Raw genomic sequence first — 16942 nt, forward strand, 5'->3', positions numbered from 1 at the left:
GGTTGATAGGCCGGATATGGAAGCCCTGTGAGGGGTGGAGTTGACCGGTACTAATAGGCCGAGGGCTTGTCCATAGTTGCTTGCGTCCACTGTGTAGGTTCTGAGACAACGACCGTTCTTCAACTGAAGAGTGTGCTTGTTCGCTTTGAGGCTCTGGGGATTGTCCCGCGAATGCGGATTTCCCCGAATAGAGTTTCGGTGGCCATAGCGTGAGGGAAACGCCCGGTTACATTTCGAACCCGGAAGCTAAGCCTTTCAGCGCCGATGGTACTGCATGCGGGAGTGTGTGGGAGAGTAGGACGCCGCCGAACAATCTTTGAGGACCCCTGGTCCCAGCGTTCATGCGCTGGGACCAGGGGTCCTTTTTATTTTCCGAAGAGCGCAGTATTTGCCGAAGAGCGCCGCATCAATGACTGCGCGAGAATGACGTGCAGTACCCGCAGACAGGAGTCACGCCCATGCCCAGCAACTCGTCCGACGACCGACCTGAGCGTCGGCCTCGTCAGTCCGGGGCCCGTACGGGAGATGAGCGTCCCCGTGGCGGTTCGGCTCGGCGTGACGACCGGGACCGGGGCGGATTCCGGCGCGATGACCGTGACCGTGGCGAGCGCCCTCCGTACCGTGGCGGCGACCAGCGCCGGGACGACCGGCGTGGTGGCGAGCGGCGCGATGACCGTCGGGGCGGCGGCGACCGTGGTGGCCGTCCTCCGTACCGTGGCGGCGAGCAGCGGCGTGACGACCGGGACCGTGGTGAGCGTCCCCCGTACCGCAGTGGTGAGCGGCGTGACGATCGCCGGGATGACCGTCGCGACGATCGTGGCGGGCGTCCTCCGTTCCGGCGCGATGACCGTGACCGGCGTGGGGACGACCGTCGGGACAGCCGGGACCGGGGGGACCGTCCCTCGTTCCGGCGTGACGACCGTGACCGTGGTGAGCGTCCCCCGTACCGCAGTGGTGAGCGGCGTGACGATCGCCGGGATGACCGTCGCGATGACCGTGGTGGCCGTCCCCCGTACCGTGGCGGCGAGCGGCGCGATGACCGGCGTGACGACCGTGATCGGGGGGACCGTCCCTCGTTCCGGCGCGATGACCGGGACCGTGGTGAGCGTCCGTCCTACCGTGGCGGCGAGCAGCGGCGGGATGACCGTGGTGGCCGTCCTCCGTACCGTGGCGGCGAGCAGCGGCGGGATGACCGTGGTGGCCGTCCTCCGTACCGTGGCGGCGAGCAGCGGCGTGACGACCGTGGTGGGCGGCGTCCGTACGGGCAGGGGCAGGGCGGCGGGGGTCGCGGGCGGGACGAGCGGTCCGGTGGCGGCTTCCGTGGGCGCCGTGACGACGACCGGCGCGGCGGCGGTTACGGGCGTGACCAGCGTGATGACCGGGGCCGGGGCGGGCGTGACAGGCGGGACGACCGTCGTCCCGACCGCGAGCCGCTGAGGCGGCTGCCGATCCACGAGGACGTCACGGGGGACGAGCTGGACAAGGAGGTCAAGCAGGAGCTGATGAGCCTGCCGAAGACCCTTGCCGAGGACGTCGCGAAGAACCTCGTCATGGTCGCCAGGCTGCTGGACGAGGACCCCGAGCAGGCGTATGCGTACGCCAAGATCGCGCTGCGGCTCGCCTCCAGGGTGCCCTCGGTCCGTGAGGCGGCCGGGTTCGCTGCGTACGCGGTGGAGAAGTACTCGGAGGCACTCGCGGAGTTCCGTGCCGCGCGGCGCATGACGGGGCTCCAGCACCTGTGGCCCGTCATGGCCGACTGCGAGCGCGGCATGGGCCGCCCCGAGAAGGCGCTCGCCATGGCGGGCGAGCCCGAGGTGCAGCGGCTGGACAAGGCGGGCCAGGTCGAGATGCGGCTCGTCGCCGCGGGGGCCCGGCGCGACATGGGCCAGGCGGACGCCGCCGTAGTGACCTTGCAGAGCCCGGAGCTGGCGTCGCACTCCGTGCAGCCGTGGACCGCGAGGCTGCGTTACGCGTACGCGGACGCGCTGCTGGAGGTCGGCCGCGAGGACGAGGCCCGCGAGTGGTTCGCGAAGGCCCTGGAGGCCGACCAGAACGGTTCCACGGACGCGTCCGACCGGCTCGCCGAGCTGGACGGGGTGGAGTTCGTCGACGCGCTCGACCCGGAGGCCGAGGACATCGACGAGGACGCGGACGGCATCGCCGACGCCGACGTCGACGGTGCCGATCACGCCCCCGAGGCCGCGCAGGCCCCGGACGTTCCGGACGCCGAGACCGACACGGACACCGACGCCGACAAGGACGCCGACGACGGCCGTACCCGCGAGTGAGTGAGCGCGCAGCCGTGTGATCGCGTGACGGCATGAAGAAGGGCGGGACCCCAGGGTCCCGCCCTTCTTCATTTGCGCCGGTGTCCGCCTACGGGGCGAAGGGCGCGATCGGGTTCTTCAGGTCGCCGATCAGCTGGAGGGCGCCGGCCGGGTCCTGGAGGTCGACCATCTGCTTGTTGTTGCGGAGCTGGAGCCGGTTCAGGCAGGAGAGCGCGAAGCTGTCCGCGAAGAGGTCGTACCGCTTGAAGCGGTCGGCCAGGTGCGGCGCGGACTTCTGGTAGTCCTTGACGCAGTCGGCGACCGTCGACCAGAACGCGTCCTCGTCCAGGCCCAGGTCGGGGTCGGTCGCGAGGATGCCGTTGAGGAAGCGCAGGAAGCAGTCGAAGACGTCCGTGAAGAGGGAGAGGATCTTCATGTCCTCGGGGACCTCGGCGCGGATGCGCTCGACCTCGGGCGGCAGCTCCTGCTCCTGGCTCATCACGGCGATCTCCTCCGCGATGTCCTTGAAGATGGAGCGGCGCGGCACGCCGTGCTCGTCGAGGACGAGGATCACGTTCTCGCCGTGCGGCATGAAGACGAGGTCGTACGCGTAGAAGGAGTGCAGCAGCGGCGTCAGGTACGTCTCCAGGTAGCGGCGCAGCCACACCTCGGGGGAGAGCCCGGACTCGCGGATGAGGGCCGCGGCGAAGGAGCCGCCGTCGCGGTCGACGTGCAGCAGCGAGGCCATCGTCGCGAGGCGCTCGCCGGACTCCAGCAGCGGCACGGGGCTCTCGCGCCACAGCGCGGCGAGCATCTTCAGGTACGGGGAGCCCTTGGGCGCAGCGGCCTCGTACGGGGCCGAGTGGTAGCCGATGGCGGCGCGCTCGCGCAGCACGGCGAGGCCCGTCTCCTTGAGGACGCTGTCCGTGGCGACGAGGTCGGCCAGCCAGTCGTTGATGGCGGGCGTGGCCTTCATGTACTCCGCTGACAGGCCCCGCAGGAAGCCCATGTTGAGGACGGACAGCGCCGTCTTCACGTAGTGCTTGGAGGGGTTCGACGCGTTGAAGAAGGTGCGGATCGACTGCTGGGCGAGGTGCTCGTCGTCGCCGTGGCCGAGGCAGACGAGGTAGCGCTGGGCGACCTCGGCGGCGAAGGTGACCGACAGCTTGTTCCACCACTGCCAGGGGTGCACGGGCACCAGGTAGTAGTCGTCCAGTTCCAGGCCCAGCTCGGTCATGGTGTCCGAGAAGCGGCGCAGGGTGGAGCCCGACAGCTCGGAGAGCAGCAGTTTGTCGTAGCTGATGTCCGTGCAGGCGGTGAAGGTGGCGCGGCTGCGGTGTGCGGCGACCCAGATGAGGCGCACGGGGGCGCCCGCCTCCGGCGCGTAGGCGCGGTACTCGGCGATGTCGAAGCCGAGCCGCCCGTTGTTCGCGACGAAGCAGGGGTGGCCCTCGGTCATGCCCGCCTCGATCTCCTGGAAGCCGGAGCGGGCGAGGCGGTCGGCGCTGACCTGGGGCGCGGCGAGTTTGTAGGCGGTGCTGGCGAGGGTGGAGCTGATCTCCTCCAGGTAGACCGGGAGGACCTCCTCGCTCAGGCCGAGGGTGGTGCGCAGCTCGGTGATGAAGTCGAGCGCGTCGAGGGGGAGTTCGTTGCCGTCGCGGTGGCGGGTGACGCTGTCCGCGTCGATCTGCCAGTGGTCCAGGGTGAGGACGCGGGCGGCGAAGCGGTACTCGGTGGCGCCGTCGTCGCCGCGTACGGCGTAGCGGCCCTCGCCGTGGTGGGGGACGGGCTCGGGGGTGAGGAGGCGCTCGTGCGTGAACTCCGAGAGCGCCTTGCGTATGAGGAGCCGGTTGGCGTGCTCCCAGCGTTCGGGGGTGAGGTGCGCGACGGCTTCGCCGGGGGTGGGGGCTGTGGTGCGGGAGGTCGTCATCGTGAGGTCCTATCGGGGGTGCCGGGGTTCTCCCCCGGGAGGTCGCCTGGGAGGCCGCCGTACTGGGCTGTGTCCAGGGCGGTGCCCCGGTCCGTGTCGCGGGCCGCCAGGAACTGGTCGCGGGTGCAGAAGCTCAGGTACGCGTCCTTCTCGGGCTTCGCGAGGGTCTGTTCGACGCGGAAGCCGACGGCCTCGTTGAGGCGGTGCACGGCCTTGTTGCGCACGTCGGGCTCGACCACGACGCGCCGCGTCGCGGGGTCGTCGAAGAGCATCTCCATCACGGTGGTGATCACCGCGAGGGTGAAGCCGTGGACGGGGTGGTCGCTCGGGGCGCACAGGAAGTGCATGCCGACGTCGCCTGGCTCGGCCTCGTACAGGCCCTTCAGCTCCACGTGGGCCGGGTCGTAGCGCTCCATGAGGAACGCGGGCTCGCCGTTGCGGTGGCCGAGGAAGGCGTCGTGGTGCTCGGAGGCGGCGATGCCCAGGAACTCGCGCTCGACGTCGGCGAGGTCGGCGTCCTGCATCAGGTAGAACGCGGATTTGGGGTGGGTGACCCAGCCGTGGAGCAGCCCGGCGTCGGCGAGCGGGGCGACGGGGCGCAGCGTGAACTCGCCGAGCTTCTCGTCGGTACGGGAGAACACCGTCTGCGAGGCGTCGGCGGCCCCGGCGCCGGTGCCCGTGCCGGTCTCGCTCCCGGTGCGTGTGCTGTCCGTCATGAGGGGGTGACCTCCGATCCGGGCGCCGCGAAGTCCTGGAAGGCGATGGCACGCTCGACGGGGTAGTACTCGCGGCCCAGCAGCTCCCGGATGATGCAGGAGTTGCGGTAGGCGGCCATGCCGAGGTCGGGCGCCACGAAGCCGTGGGTGTGCAGTTCGGCGTTCTGGACGTAGATGCCCTTGCCCGTGACGTCGACGCTGTAGTCGCGGCGCACCGCGAAGCGGCCCTGTTCGTCCCACTCGATGCGGTCCTTGACCGGGGCGAGGAACTCGGGCACGCGGTAGCGGTAGCCGGTCGCGAGGACCAGGCCCTGGGTGGTGAGGGAGAAGTCCTGCTTCTGCTCCTCCTGGCGCAGCTCCAGGGTGTACGTGGCCGAAGGCTCGTCGTAGGAGGCGCCGGTGAGCGCGGTGTTGGTCATCAGCCGCGTGGGGCAGGGGCCGCGCCGGTTCTTCTGGTACAGCAGGTCGAAGATGCCGTCGATCAGCTCGGAGTTGATGCCCTTGTAGAGGTTCTTCTGCGAGGCGTTGAGCTGGTCGCGGGTGGCGGCCGGGAGGGAGTGGAAGTAGTCCACGTACTCCGGGGAGGTCATCTCCAGCGTCAGCTTGGTGTACTCCAGCGGGAAGAACCGTGGGGAGCGGGTGATCCAGGTGAGCTGGTAGTCGTGGTGGTCGATGTCCTGGAGGAGGTCGTAGTAGATCTCCGCGGCGCTCTGGCCGCTGCCCACGACGGTGACCGAGTTCTTCTCCTGGAGGGAGGACTTGACGTCCAGGTACCGGGAGTTGTGGGTGAGGTCGCCGCCCAGGCCCTGGCAGGACTCGGGTATGTAGGGCGGGGTGCCGGTGCCGAGGACGAGTTTCCTGCCGCGGTACGTGCGCCGCTCGCCGCCCGCCAGGTCGTCGGCGTGGACGACGTACACGTCCTCGCGCTCGTCGTGCTCGACGCGCGTGACGCGGTTCTGGAAGCGGATGGTGCCGAGTTTGCCCGCGGCCCACTGGCAGTAGTCGTTGTACTCGGCGCGGAGCGGATAGAAGCTCTCGCGGATGTAGAACGAGTAGAGGCGGCCCGACTCCTTGAGGTAGTTCAGGAAGGAGAGCGGCGAGGTGGGGTCGGCGAGGGTGACCAGGTCCGACATGAAGGGGGTCTGGAGGGTGGCGTCCTCCAGGAGCATGCCGGAGTGCCAGTCGAAGCCGGGCTTGTCGTCGAGGAAGAGGCCGTCCAGTTCCTCGATCGGGTCGGTCAGGCAGGCCAGACCGAGGTTGAACGGGCCGAGCCCGATGGCTATGAAGTCGTGGACTTTGCCGGTGTCTTGCGTGTGTGGGGTGGACACGTGTGTCTCCGGGTCTCCGTGCGGGATGGGGACGGGTGGCGGGGGGATCAGCTTGCGCGGGGGCCGCTGAGCGCGGGGTCGGTGCCGGTCGGCCCGGCCTGGGCTGCGGTCTGCCGTTCGGACAGGTAGCGCCCGGCGTGCGCGGCGATCAGTTCGAGGACCGTGGAGATGTCCTCCAGCGTGGTCTCCGGGTTGAGCAGTGTGAACTTCAGGAAGTGGTCGCCGTCCACGACCGTCCCGGCCACGATGGCCGCGCCGGAGGCGAAGAGTGCCTCGCGCGCGTGGAGGTTGATGCGGTCGGCCAGGTCGGGGTCTGTGGCGACCGTGCTGGCCGGGGGCACGTAGCGGAAGACGAGGGTGCTGAGCTGGGGCTCGGTGACGACCTCGAAGCGGGGGTCGTCGTTGAGGATCTTCCACGCGTCGGCCGCGCGGTCCACGACCTCGTCGAAGAGTTCGCCGACGCCGTCGGCGCCCATGGTGCGCAGCGTCATCCACAGTTTCAGCGCGTCGAAGCGGCGCGTGGTCTGGATGGACTTGTCGACCTGGTTGGGGATGCGCTTCTCGACCATCCGCGCCGGGTTGAGGTAGTCGGCGTGGTAGGTGACGTGGCGCAGTGTGCTCGCGTCGCGCACCAGGACGGCGCTGGAGCTGACGGGCTGGAAGAAGGATTTGTGGTAGTCCACCGTGACGGAGTCGGCGCGCTCGATGCCCGTCAGCAGGTGGCGGCGGCGCGAGACGAGCAGGCCGCAGCCGTAGGCGGCGTCGACGTGCATCCAGGTGCCGGCCTGCTCGCACAGCTCGGCGATCTCGGGGAGCGGGTCGATGCTGCCGAAGTCGGTGGTGCCCGCGGTGGCCACGACGGCCATCACGACGAGGTTCTCGCGCTCGCAGCGCTCCAGCTCCCGCGCGAGGGCCGGGGCGCGCATGCGGCGGTCCTGGTCGCAGGGCACGGAGATGACGGCTTCGGCGCCGAGGCCGAGCAGCGTCGCGGCCTTCTCGATGCTGAAGTGGCTGCACTCCGAGGTGAGGATGCGCAGCCTCGGCAGGATGTCGGTGCGGGGCACGGGCGTGGCGGAGTCCTTCTGGACGCTCCTGCACGCCTCGTCCCTGGCCAGCAGGAGGGCCTGGAGATTGGACTGGGTACCGCCGCTGGTGAAGATGCCGTCGGCGCTTTTGCCGAGTCCTATGCGTCCGGCCGTCCACTCGATGAGGCGGCGCTCGATGAGGGTGCCGCCCGCGCTCTGGTCCCAGGTGTCCAGGGACGAGTTCACCGCGGAGAGTACGGCCTCCGCCACCACCGCGGGGATGACCACCGGGCAGTTGAGGTGGGCGAGATAGCGCGGGTGATGGAAGTAGACGGCGTCGCGGAGGTAGACCTCTTCCAGCTCGTCGAGGGCGGCTGCGGGGTCGCTGAGGGGCTGTTCCAGGTCGATGCCGGAAATGCGGGGAGCGAGCTCGGAGGGCGTGACTCCGGTGAACGGCTGTTCGGTGCGGACCAGTTTCTCCGCGACCCGCTCCACGCCTTCCGTGACGGAGCGCCTGTACTGCTCCGCCGTCCTGTCGTTGAGCAGGTGTGACCTGCTGCTCATGAACTGTCCTCCCTGACGCGGACGTCGTCCTCAGCGCACAGGCCGTGCGGTGAGGTAAGGCTATCCTAACCAGAGCCTTGACAGGGGAGGGACAGGGAGGGTGGGGGAGGCGTGAGAGGGCTGCGTGGGCCCGCGCCGGAACCGGCCGGAAAGCGACGGCTCCGCGCATGATCAGTTGGCGGCGCCATTGTCAAGTGCCCGCAATACCAGACCCGTTGCGGGTTTGGGGCCGAACGACGTGGATTTACGCGGCATCGTGATGCCCCGCTCGGCCAGCTCCCGCACCGTCTCCTCGCGTACTGCCCGCATCAGCACCGCCGTACCCCCGTGGTGGACCGCCTGTTCGACGGCCGCGCGGGTGTCGTGGAGGTAGCCGATGTCCGACGGGCGGTCCGGGACGCCCCACACGCCGTCGAGCAGCGCGGAGTGCAGCACCGTCGCGTCGAGCCTGCGCCATGCCTCGGGCCGCGCGCCGTCGACCGTACGCTCCAGGAGCGCGGGCGAGGGCTCGTCCAGCAGATGGAAGGTGCCCTCGCTCTCCGTCAGCAGGAAGGCGTTGCCCGGTGTGGCGTCGAGGACGGCCATCGCGCGTTCCAGCGGCATCTCCAGCTTCCGCACGCGGAAGGCACCGGTCAGTTCGACGGCGTCGAGGGCCTGCTTGAGCGGCAGGCGCGGCAGCACGCGGTGGATGGCGTGCACCTGGAGGGGGTAGCGGGCCGTGTCGACGAGGAGGACGAGGCCGTAGTTCCAGGGGGAGGCGGCGGGCGCGGACGCGCCTGCTCCGGCGGCGTTCACGGGGGTGGGGGCGCCGTTGTGCGCCGAGGGGACCGTACCGTCGCCGTTCCCGTGCCCATTCCCGTTCCCGTTCACGTCGCCGTCGGAGTGTTCGGCGCGCAGCCGCAGATACGTCGCCCAGCGGTGGTGCCCGTCCGCGATGAGCGCGCGGCGGTGCGAGAGATCGCCGTCGACCTCGGCCAGCTCGGCCGGGTCCGTGACCGCCCACAGCCGGTGCGCGAAGCCGTCCTCCGTGGTCGTGGCGAGCAGCGGCTCGCGGTGCGTGGCGCGCTCGATGACGGCGGTCGCTCCGGTGCTGGAGCCGCGGCTGCGGTAGGAGAGCAGCAGCGGCTCGGGATGAGCGGCGGTGGCGCGCATCAGAGCGGCACGGTCCTCGACGACCTCGGCTATCACCTCCTCGTGCGGCAGCACGACGCCCTCCTCGGGCGGCGAGAGCAGCAGGGCGCCGATGAGCCCGCGCTGGAGCACGTCGCCCCTGCGCTGCTCGTAGACGTAGAGGGCCGGTTCCGGATCGGGGGCCAGGACGCCGTCGGCGAGCCAGCGGCGCAGCGTCTCGGCGGCCTTGCGGTGCCGGGTGCCGGGGTCGTCGGCCTGCGGCAGGATCAGGCGGACGATGTTGTACGGGTCGGCGGTCTCCAGGTGGTGCAGCCCGTCGGGCCTGACCACCACGTCGTAGGGCGGGGAGGTCACGGCCGCGAGGCTGCTGACGCGCTCGGGCGCGTAGCGCAGCCCGCGGAAGGGTGCGAGTCGGAGGCCGTCGGCGGTCATCCGTTCATGCTAAGTCGGCGTACGCGGGCGCTGGGAGCGGGGCACGGGGGGCGCGGCGTGACGAGGCCGGAGCGCGGAGGGCCGTTTCCGGCCGCGCCGGGCTGAGCGGGGCTGCGCCGGCTGGGCGGTCCCGTGACCGGTGGTGACCGGTGTGCGCTGCCGGGGCGCGGGAGCGCGCGCCGGGTGCGGGATGATCGGGGGAGAGACCCGCACACCCCCCACGAGGAGCGAAGACGATGCCGCAGGAGACCCCGCGGAGCCGGACCGAGGGCAGCGAGCGCGCCCTGAACGAGGCGTACGACACGGCGCTGCTGGACCTCGACGGGGTCGTGTACGCGGGCGGCGAGGCCGTGCCGCACGCGGTCGCCTCGCTGGAGGCCGCGAGCGGCCGGGGCACGTCGGACGGCAGGGGCACGCAGGACGGGCGGGGCATGCGGCTCGCCTACGTCACCAACAACGCGGCCCGTACCCCCGCGACCGTCGCCGCGCATCTGACGCGGCTCGGGGTCCCCGCCGAGGAGGCGGACGTGATCACCTCGGCGCAGGCCGTGGCACGGCTGATCGCCGAGGACCCGGGCGTGCCCGAGGGGGCGCGGGTGCTGTGCGTGGGCGGCGAGGGACTGCGGGTCGCACTGGCGGAGCGGGGGCTGCGGGTCGTGGAGTCCGCCGACGACGACCCGGCCGCCGTCGTGCAGGGCTACGGCGGCCCGCACATGGAGTGGGGCGCGCTCGGGGAGGCGGCGCTCGCGGTGGGGCGCGGGGTGCCGTGGTTCGCGTCGAACACCGACCTGACCATCCCCAGCGGGCGGGGCATCGCGCCGGGCAACGGCGCGGCCGTCGAGGTCGTCCGCATCGCGACGCGGTGGATGCGGAACCCGCCCGAACCGCGCGTCGCGGGCAAGCCGCTGCCCCCCATGCACCGCGAGACGGTCATCCGTACCGGCGCACGTCACCCGCTGGTCGTCGGCGACAGGCTGGACACGGACATCGAGGGCGCGCACGCGGGCGGCGTCGACTCGCTGCTGGTGCTGACCGGCGTCACCGACGGACACCAGCTGCTGGCCGCGCCTCCCGCACACCGGCCCACCTACGTGGACCGCGACCTGCGCGGACTGCTCACGGGGCAGCCCGAGGTGACGGGGGCGACGGGGGCGGCGGAGAGCGGCTTCCGCTGCGGCGGCTGGAGCGCGACGGCGGGCGCCGACGCGCTCGAACTGGACGGGGACGGCGACCCGTTGGACGGCCTGCGGGCGCTGTGCGCCGCCGCATGGACGGCGGCGGGCGAGGGCACGTGCGGCCTGGCCGCTGACACGGCGCTGAAGCGGCTCGGCTTGACGGGGTGACGGGGCCTCAGGGCGGGGCGGGGCGGGGTCGGCCGGTGGGCCGGTGCGGTGCGGGTGCCGTGCGCTGTGTGCCGCGTCGCCGGGGCGTACGTACCGGGTGCCTCCGGACGACGGGTCCGGGGTGGGCCGTGCGCCGGGTGTCCCGGGCGGCGGGGCCCGGGCCGTGCGCCGTGCGTCGGATCGGCGGGGCAGGCCGGATGCCCGGGTGGCGGGGGCCATGGTGTGCCCTGGGCATCAGGTGCCGGGTGGCGGGGAGGGTGGCCCCGTATCCCGGGAACTCCCGGAACATGAGAGGACCCCGCTCGGAGGGGGTGAGCGGGGCCCTCGTTCATGGGTGCCGCGGCTGCTGCCGCGACGGTGTCGCGATGGTGCGGTGGGCGGTGGACGGTCCTGCCCCGCCGGGCCGGCGGATCAGCCGACGCCCGGCCGACGGGACGGTCAGTCCGAGGCTGCCGTCGCAGCGCCCGAGACCGCCTCCTCGACGAGCTGCTCCTCGGACGCGCCGAGCCGCCAGTAGCCGGTGAACTTGACCGCCTTGCGGTCGAACCCGCGCTCCTTGACCAGGTGGCGGCGCAGCGCCTTGACGGTGCCCGCCTCACCGGCGATCCACGCGTACGGCGTGCCCTGGGGCAGGCTGGCCGCGCTCACCGAGCCCAGCACGAAGTCGGTGCGGTACTGCGGGGTGTTGTCGCGGACGAGCCAGGTGATGTCCGCGTCGGCGAACGTCGGCAGGTCCTGGATGTCGTCCGCGTGCGGGACCTCCAGCCACACCTTCGCGGGGGTGCCGGGCGGCAGCCAGGCCAGGATGCCGGCGACGGCGGGCAGCGCGGTCTCGTCGCCGCTGAGCAGCACCCAGTCCGTACCGGCCGGGGGCCGGAAGTCGACGCCGCCGTTGTCCTCGACGACGGGGCCCAGCAGCATCACCTTGTCGCCGGGCAGCGCGCGCTGCGCCCAGCGGGAGGCGGGCCCGAGGTCGCCGTGCAGCGCGAAGTCGATGTCCACCTCCTCCTGGGGCACCCGGCGCTGCTCGCGCACGGTGTAGGAGCGCATGATGCCGCGCACCGAGGGGTCCATGGCCCGCCACTGCGGGAACCAGTCGTTGCCCGCCTCGACCGGCACCACGGGCGCTTCCTGGCCCGGCTGGGGCAGGAACAGTTTGAAACGCTGGTCACGGCCGCCGGAGGCGAACTCTTTGAGGCACTCGCCGCCGAAGGTGACGCGGAGCATCGTGGGCCCCAGACGCAGGGTCCGTACGACGTGCAGATCGAAGAACTGGAACGGTACGGACAGTGCGGGGGCTTCGGGGGCTGCGGTGCTCATACGGCGGGCTCCTCCCGTGTGGTGCCGTGTGGTGCCGTGGCGTGGATTCCGTGGTGCAGGGGGCCGGGGTCGGGCCGGTGTCAGGGGCCCGGGGGCTAGCTGACCTTCTTCGCGTCCTCGACGGCCTTCGCCAGCGTCTCGACCAGGGGTGCGGCCCCCGCGTACGAGAAGCGCGGCTCGGGGTTCCAGGGGGTGATCTGGTCGGCCTTGACGGCGGCCAGCTCGCTCCACGCGGGCTTGGACTTGAGCGCGGCGGGCTGGAGCGCCTGGGTGCGGTTGTCGAGCATGATCAGATCGGCCTTGTACTTGTCGGCGTTCTCCCAGCTCAGCTCCTCGAAGAAGCCGTCCTTGCTGACCTTCTTCGGGACGACGAAGTCGACGCCCAGGTCCTTGAAGTACTGGAGGTCGGCGTTGGCCTTCGGGTCCGAGACGTACATCAGGTCGGGGTAGCCGGAGGCGGCCATGACCTTCACGCCGCCGCTGGCCTTGGCGGCCTTGCGCAGCCGCTCGGACGCCTTCTCGAAGCGGGCCTTCGCGTCGGTGACCTTCTTCGCCTTCAGATCGGCGCCGAGCGACTCGGCCAGCTCGGAGAAGCGCTGGATGGCCTTGTGCATGGACACGTTGGCGACGCTCAGCGCGAGGCTGGGGGCGAGCTTGAGGATCTTCTTCTTGCTCTCGTCCGGCACGTACCAGAGCTGGTCGGGCAGGAACATGTTGGTGATCAGCACCTCGGGCCTGACCTTGGCGTACTTCTCGATGTCGAACTCGCCGTAGGCGTTGCCGATGATCTCCGGCTTGCTCACGTCGAGGTCGCCCGCCAGGACATCGGCCTTGCCGTTCTTCAGCTTCGTCGGGCCGAAGACGCCGACTATCCGGTCCTGCTCCAGGCCGAAGTCGTAGAGCGCGGCGGCGGTGCCGACATAGGCCACGATCCGCTCGGGTACGGCGTCGAGGGAGACCTTCTTGCCGCGGTCGTCGGTGAAGGCCCAGCCGTCGCCCTTGGCGCTGCCGGAGCCCGAACCTTCGCCGCTGCCGCACGCGGAGAGCAGCGCACCGACACCGACAGCGCCCCCCGCGGCGAGCAGGCCGCGACGGGTGAGACGGGGTGAGGCGGAGGGGTTGAGCATGACAAGGGCCTTCTCTCACGGTGGTCCAGGGGCGGCCGTAGGGCCGGATGTGGAGTTAGGTTAACCTAACCAAAGTCGTTGTTGTCCAGTGGCCGGGGCATCTCGTATCCCGGCCCCCGATGGGAGCCCGTACGTGACTCTCACCAAGTCCTCGCAGGCCCAAGGGGGTTCGGCGGCCGAGCCACCAGGGCGCGGCGAGAACTCCAGTGCGCCGGCGCGCGATTCCGGCGGACCGCAGGACGCGTCGCAGGGCGCGCGGACGGCCGGGAAAGCGGCCAAGAACTCGGGCGGCAACGCGCCCGGGAACGGGAGCGGGAACGGAGGCCGCGGACGCTACGCGCTCCGCGCCGCCGGCCTGCTCGGCGCGCTCCTGCTGCTCGCGCTGATGGTCGTCCTCAGCCTCGCCGTCGGCGCCAAACAGCTCACGTTCGCCGAGGCGTGGAGCGGACTGGCCGACAGCGGCTCGTCCGCCTACACCGTCGTGCACGAGATGCGGCTGCCGCGCACCCTCCTCGGGCTGCTCGCCGGAGTCGCCCTCGGCCTCGCGGGCGGCGTCATGCAGGCCCTCACCCGCAACCCGCTCGCCGATCCAGGGCTGCTCGGCATCAACGCGGGCGCCGCGGCCGCCGTCGTCTCCGCGATCTCCTTCCTCGGCATCTCCAGCTACACCGGGTACATCGGCTTCGCCTTCGTCGGCGCCGCCGCCGTCTCCGTGCTGGTGTACGTCGTGGGCGGCGGGCGCGGGGCCACCCCGGCACGGCTCGCCCTCGCGGGCACGGCACTGAACGCCGCGCTCATCTCCTACGTCAACGCCGTGCAGCTCCTCGACACGGCCTCGCTGGACCGGATGCGGTTCTGGACGGTCGGCTCGCTGGCGCGGGCGCAGAACGAGACGCTGCTCAAGGCGGTGCCCTTCGTGGCCGCCGGAGCGCTGCTCGCGCTGGCGCTGGCCCGGCCGCTCAACGCGCTGGCCCTCGGCGACGACGCGGCCCGCGCCCTCGGCTCGCGCCCCACCCTGACCCGGGCCCTGTCCATGGCCGCGGTGACCCTGCTGTGCGGCGCGGCCACCGCCGCCTGCGGCCCCATCGTCTTCGTCGGCCTGATGGTGCCGCACATGGTGCGCTCCCTCACCGGGCCCGACCTGCGCTGGCTGCTGCCCTACTGCGCGCTCCTGGCCCCCGTGCTGATGCTCGGCGCCGACGTGCTCGGACGGGTGCTGGGGCGGCCGGGCGAGTTGCAGGTCGGCATCGTGACGGCCGTGCTCGGCGGGCCCTTCTTCCTGTACTTCGTGCGGCGCCGGAGGGTGGCAAAGGCATGAGCGTCATACGTACGGGCGCCGGTGGTGCCCTCTCCGTCGTGTTCCGGCCGCGCGCGCTGGCCGCGGGCGCGGTCTGCCTGGTGGCGGCGCTGGTCGTCGCCGTGTTCGCCATCGGCAGCGGCGAGTACCCGATGTCGCCGGGCGACGTCCTGCGCACCCTCGTGGGCCAGGGCGCACCGGCCGACGCGTTCATCGTCAACGAACTGCGGCTGCCGCGCGCCGCGACAGCCCTCCTCGTCGGCGCCTCGCTGGCACTGGGCGGCGCGATCTTCCAGGCCGTCGTGCGCAACCCGCTGGGCAGCCCCGACGTCCTCGGCTTCACCCAGGGCTCGGCCACCGGCGCGCTGACCGCGATCGTCGTGGTCGGCGGCGGCAGCGCCGCCCTCGCCACCGGAGCCGTCGTCGGCGGGCTGATCACCGGCGTGCTGATCTACGGTCTCGCCTGGCGACAGGGCGTGCACGGCTACCGGCTCGTCCTCGTCGGCATCGGCGTCTCCGCCATCCTCACCGGCGTCAACGGCTATCTGCTCACCCGCGCCGAGCTGACCGAGGCCGGTCGCGCGGTGCTGTGGATGACCGGCAGCCTCAACGGACGCGGCTGGGGCGACGTCCTGCCGCTCATCCTGGCCATGATCGTGCTGGTCCCGCTCGTGCTGCTCGGCTGCGCACGGCCGCTGCGGATGATGGAGATGGGCGACGACGCGGCGAACGCGCTCGGCGTGCGGGTGGAACGGACCCGGCTCACGCTGCTGGGCGCCGCCGTGCTGCTCATCGCGCTGGCCGCGGCGGCTGCCGGGCCCGTCGCCTTCGTGGCCCTGACGGCGCCCCAGCTGGCCCGTCGCCTGACGAAGTCGCCGGGGCCCAACCTGCTCCCCGCCATGTGCATGGGCGCTGTCCTGCTCGTCGCCGCCGACCTCGCGGGCCAGCGGCTCTTCGGCGGGCACGAGCTGCCCGTCGGCGTCGTGACGGGCGTCGCGGGCGGCGGCTACCTGGTGTGGCTGCTGGCGACCGAGCGCAGGGCGGGACGCATATGACGGGGCCTCGCAGGGGCGACACGGGTTCGGTCGCGGACGCGACGATGACGAAGAGCGAGAGGGAGCAGACCGTGCAGACCGGCCAGGATGTCGACGGTACGGGGGCCGCTGACGCGGCGGAGGCCGCGGGTACGGGGGGTGCCGCCGATGCGGCGGTGGCCGCGGGCGCGGCGGAGGTCGCGGACGGCCGGGTGGGCGCGGACGCCGCGGCCGGAGGGGGCGAGGGGGCCGGCGCGCCCCGGCTGACCGGCGAGGGGCTCACCCTCGCCTACGACCAGCGGGTCATCGCCGAGCAGCTCGACGTGGCCGTGCCGGACAAGTCCTTCACCGTCGTCGTCGGCCCCAACGCGTGCGGCAAGTCCACGCTGCTGCGCGCCCTCTCCCGGATGCTGAAGCCCGCGAAGGGCTCCGTCCTCCTGGACGGCTCGGACATCGGCGGCATGCCCGCGAAGAAGCTCGCCAGGACGCTCGGGCTGCTCCCGCAGTCCTCCATCGCGCCCGACGGGATCACCGTGGCCGACCTCGTCGCGCGCGGCCGGTACCCGCACCAGGGGCTGCTGCGGCAGTGGTCCCGCGACGACGAGCGCATCGTGACGGAGTCCATGGAGGCGACGGGCGTCGCCGAGCTGGCCGACAGGTTCGTCGACGAGCTGTCCGGCGGCCAGCGGCAGCGCGTGTGGATCGCGATGGCGCTCGCGCAGGAGACGCCGCTGCTGCTGCTCGACGAGCCGACGACGTACCTCGACATCGCGCACCAGGTCGAGGTGCTGGACCTGTGCGCGAGGCTGCACGAGGAGCAGGGGCGCACGCTCGTCGCCGTGCTGCACGATCTGAACCAGGCGGCGCGGTATGCCACGCATCTGATCGCGATGCGGGACGGGGCGATCGTGGCCGAGGGGGCGCCGGGTGACGTCGTCACTGCGGAGCTGGTCGAGGAGGTCTTCGGGCTCTCCTGCCGCGTGATCGCCGACCCCGAATCGGGCACCCCACTGGTGGTTCCCTCGGCCCGTGTAACCCCTTCGCGGGGTGCGTAAGGAAACGAGGGGTTGCCGCTTCACGGGGGTGTTGCGCGGGTCCCCTTCGCGGGGTGCGTAAGGAAACGGGGGGTTCCCGCTTCACGGGGGTGTTGCGCGGGACGGTCGGCCGGTGTGGTGCGCACTGTAGGGTCCCGCACTGATTTTGTGCCGCAGCACGCCTGGGCGGGGTCCCTTGCGCGGGGCGGTTCGCCGTATTCCGGGTGCGGCTGTGTGGCTACGGCGCGGCGTATGGACCGGTACGTCGCGGCTTGCGCCGCGTGATTCTTGGTGTCCGACGGTGGCCGTGTGGGGTGTGTGGGTGGGGGGTGTCCGGTGCCGCGGTGGGGTGTCTCCTCGGCGTGAAGCTTTCGTTTTCGGCTTTCTGCCGTCG

The 16942-nt window shown here is 71.7% G+C and carries 13 protein-coding genes and 1 rRNA gene; 7 read left to right on the forward strand and 7 right to left on the reverse strand.

Going from position 1 to position 16942, the window contains the following annotated elements; genetic code table 11:
• Nucleotides 1-194: 194 nt before the first annotated feature.
• The 3 genes from rrf (at nt 195) to ACWGJ2_RS38540 (ending at nt 2288) form a co-directional block, all read left to right on the forward strand.
• Nucleotides 195-311 (forward strand): 5S ribosomal RNA (gene rrf / locus ACWGJ2_RS38530).
• 277 nt (nt 312-588) lie between these two features.
• Nucleotides 589-1437, forward strand: coding sequence for a hypothetical protein (locus ACWGJ2_RS38535; RefSeq protein ID WP_453351054.1), 849 nt, complete (start codon nt 589-591; stop codon nt 1435-1437).
• Nucleotides 1438-1502: 65 nt separating this feature from the next.
• A complete protein-coding gene (locus ACWGJ2_RS38540; protein ID WP_453351055.1) occupies nt 1503-2288 on the forward strand; it encodes a tetratricopeptide repeat protein in 786 nt (261 codons plus the stop codon).
• Between the two features lie 88 nt (nt 2289-2376).
• On the opposite strand, the gene ACWGJ2_RS38545 is transcribed toward ACWGJ2_RS38540, so the two are convergent.
• The 5 genes from ACWGJ2_RS38545 to ACWGJ2_RS38565 form a co-directional block, all read right to left on the reverse strand.
• Nucleotides 2377-4197, reverse strand: a complete 1821-nt coding sequence (locus ACWGJ2_RS38545) for an IucA/IucC family protein (protein ID WP_453351056.1) — start codon at nt 4195-4197, stop codon at nt 2377-2379.
• Nucleotides 4194-4913, reverse strand: coding sequence for a GNAT family N-acetyltransferase (locus tag ACWGJ2_RS38550; RefSeq protein WP_453351057.1), 720 nt, complete (start codon nt 4911-4913; stop codon nt 4194-4196). The genes ACWGJ2_RS38545 and ACWGJ2_RS38550 overlap by 4 nt, the downstream gene beginning before the upstream one ends.
• A complete protein-coding gene (locus tag ACWGJ2_RS38555; RefSeq protein WP_453351058.1) occupies nt 4910-6241 on the reverse strand; it encodes a lysine N(6)-hydroxylase/L-ornithine N(5)-oxygenase family protein in 1332 nt (443 codons plus the stop codon). Before ACWGJ2_RS38555 ends, ACWGJ2_RS38550 begins: the two co-directional genes overlap by 4 nt.
• Nucleotides 6242-6288: 47 nt before the next feature.
• Nucleotides 6289-7830, reverse strand: coding sequence for a pyridoxal phosphate-dependent decarboxylase family protein (locus ACWGJ2_RS38560; protein ID WP_453351059.1), 1542 nt, complete (start codon nt 7828-7830; stop codon nt 6289-6291).
• Between the two features lie 171 nt (nt 7831-8001).
• On the reverse strand, nt 8002-9393 hold the full coding sequence (locus ACWGJ2_RS38565; RefSeq protein WP_453351060.1) for a DUF1015 family protein: 1392 nt from the start codon (nt 9391-9393) through the stop codon (nt 8002-8004).
• Between the two features lie 236 nt (nt 9394-9629).
• Here ACWGJ2_RS38565 and ACWGJ2_RS38570 point away from each other — a divergent pair, with 236 nt between their 5' ends.
• Complete coding sequence (locus tag ACWGJ2_RS38570) at nt 9630-10736, forward strand: HAD hydrolase-like protein (protein ID WP_453351061.1); 1107 nt, start codon at nt 9630-9632, stop codon at nt 10734-10736.
• Nucleotides 10737-11174: 438 nt separating this feature from the next.
• Here ACWGJ2_RS38570 and ACWGJ2_RS38575 read toward each other — a convergent pair whose 3' ends face one another.
• Together ACWGJ2_RS38575 and ACWGJ2_RS38580 are read right to left on the reverse strand one after the other, a co-directional pair.
• Entirely contained in the window at nt 11175-12056 is an 882-nt protein-coding gene (locus ACWGJ2_RS38575; RefSeq protein WP_453351062.1) for a siderophore-interacting protein, read from the reverse strand.
• Nucleotides 12057-12151: 95 nt separating this feature from the next.
• Entirely contained in the window at nt 12152-13183 is a 1032-nt protein-coding gene (locus ACWGJ2_RS38580) for an ABC transporter substrate-binding protein (RefSeq protein WP_453351063.1), read from the reverse strand.
• A 355-nt stretch (nt 13184-13538) separates the two neighbouring features.
• On the opposite strand from ACWGJ2_RS38580, the gene ACWGJ2_RS38585 reads away from it, so the two are divergent.
• The 3 genes from ACWGJ2_RS38585 to ACWGJ2_RS38595 are packed head-to-tail and all read left to right on the forward strand — an operon-like array spanning nt 13539 to nt 16569.
• Nucleotides 13539-14501: a FecCD family ABC transporter permease gene (locus ACWGJ2_RS38585; protein WP_453351066.1), complete on the forward strand. Its 963-nt coding sequence runs from the start codon at nt 13539-13541 to the stop codon at nt 14499-14501.
• Nucleotides 14498-15535 carry a FecCD family ABC transporter permease gene (locus tag ACWGJ2_RS38590; protein WP_453351064.1) on the forward strand — a complete coding sequence of 346 codons (1038 nt, stop codon included), beginning with the start codon at nt 14498-14500 and terminating at the stop codon, nt 15533-15535. The genes ACWGJ2_RS38585 and ACWGJ2_RS38590 overlap by 4 nt, the downstream gene beginning before the upstream one ends.
• A 44-nt stretch (nt 15536-15579) precedes the next feature.
• A complete protein-coding gene (locus tag ACWGJ2_RS38595) occupies nt 15580-16569 on the forward strand; it encodes an ABC transporter ATP-binding protein (RefSeq protein WP_453351065.1) in 990 nt (329 codons plus the stop codon).
• The last annotated feature ends 373 nt before the right edge of the window (nt 16570-16942 follow it).

The organism is Streptomyces sp. NPDC054796, assembly GCF_053611545.1.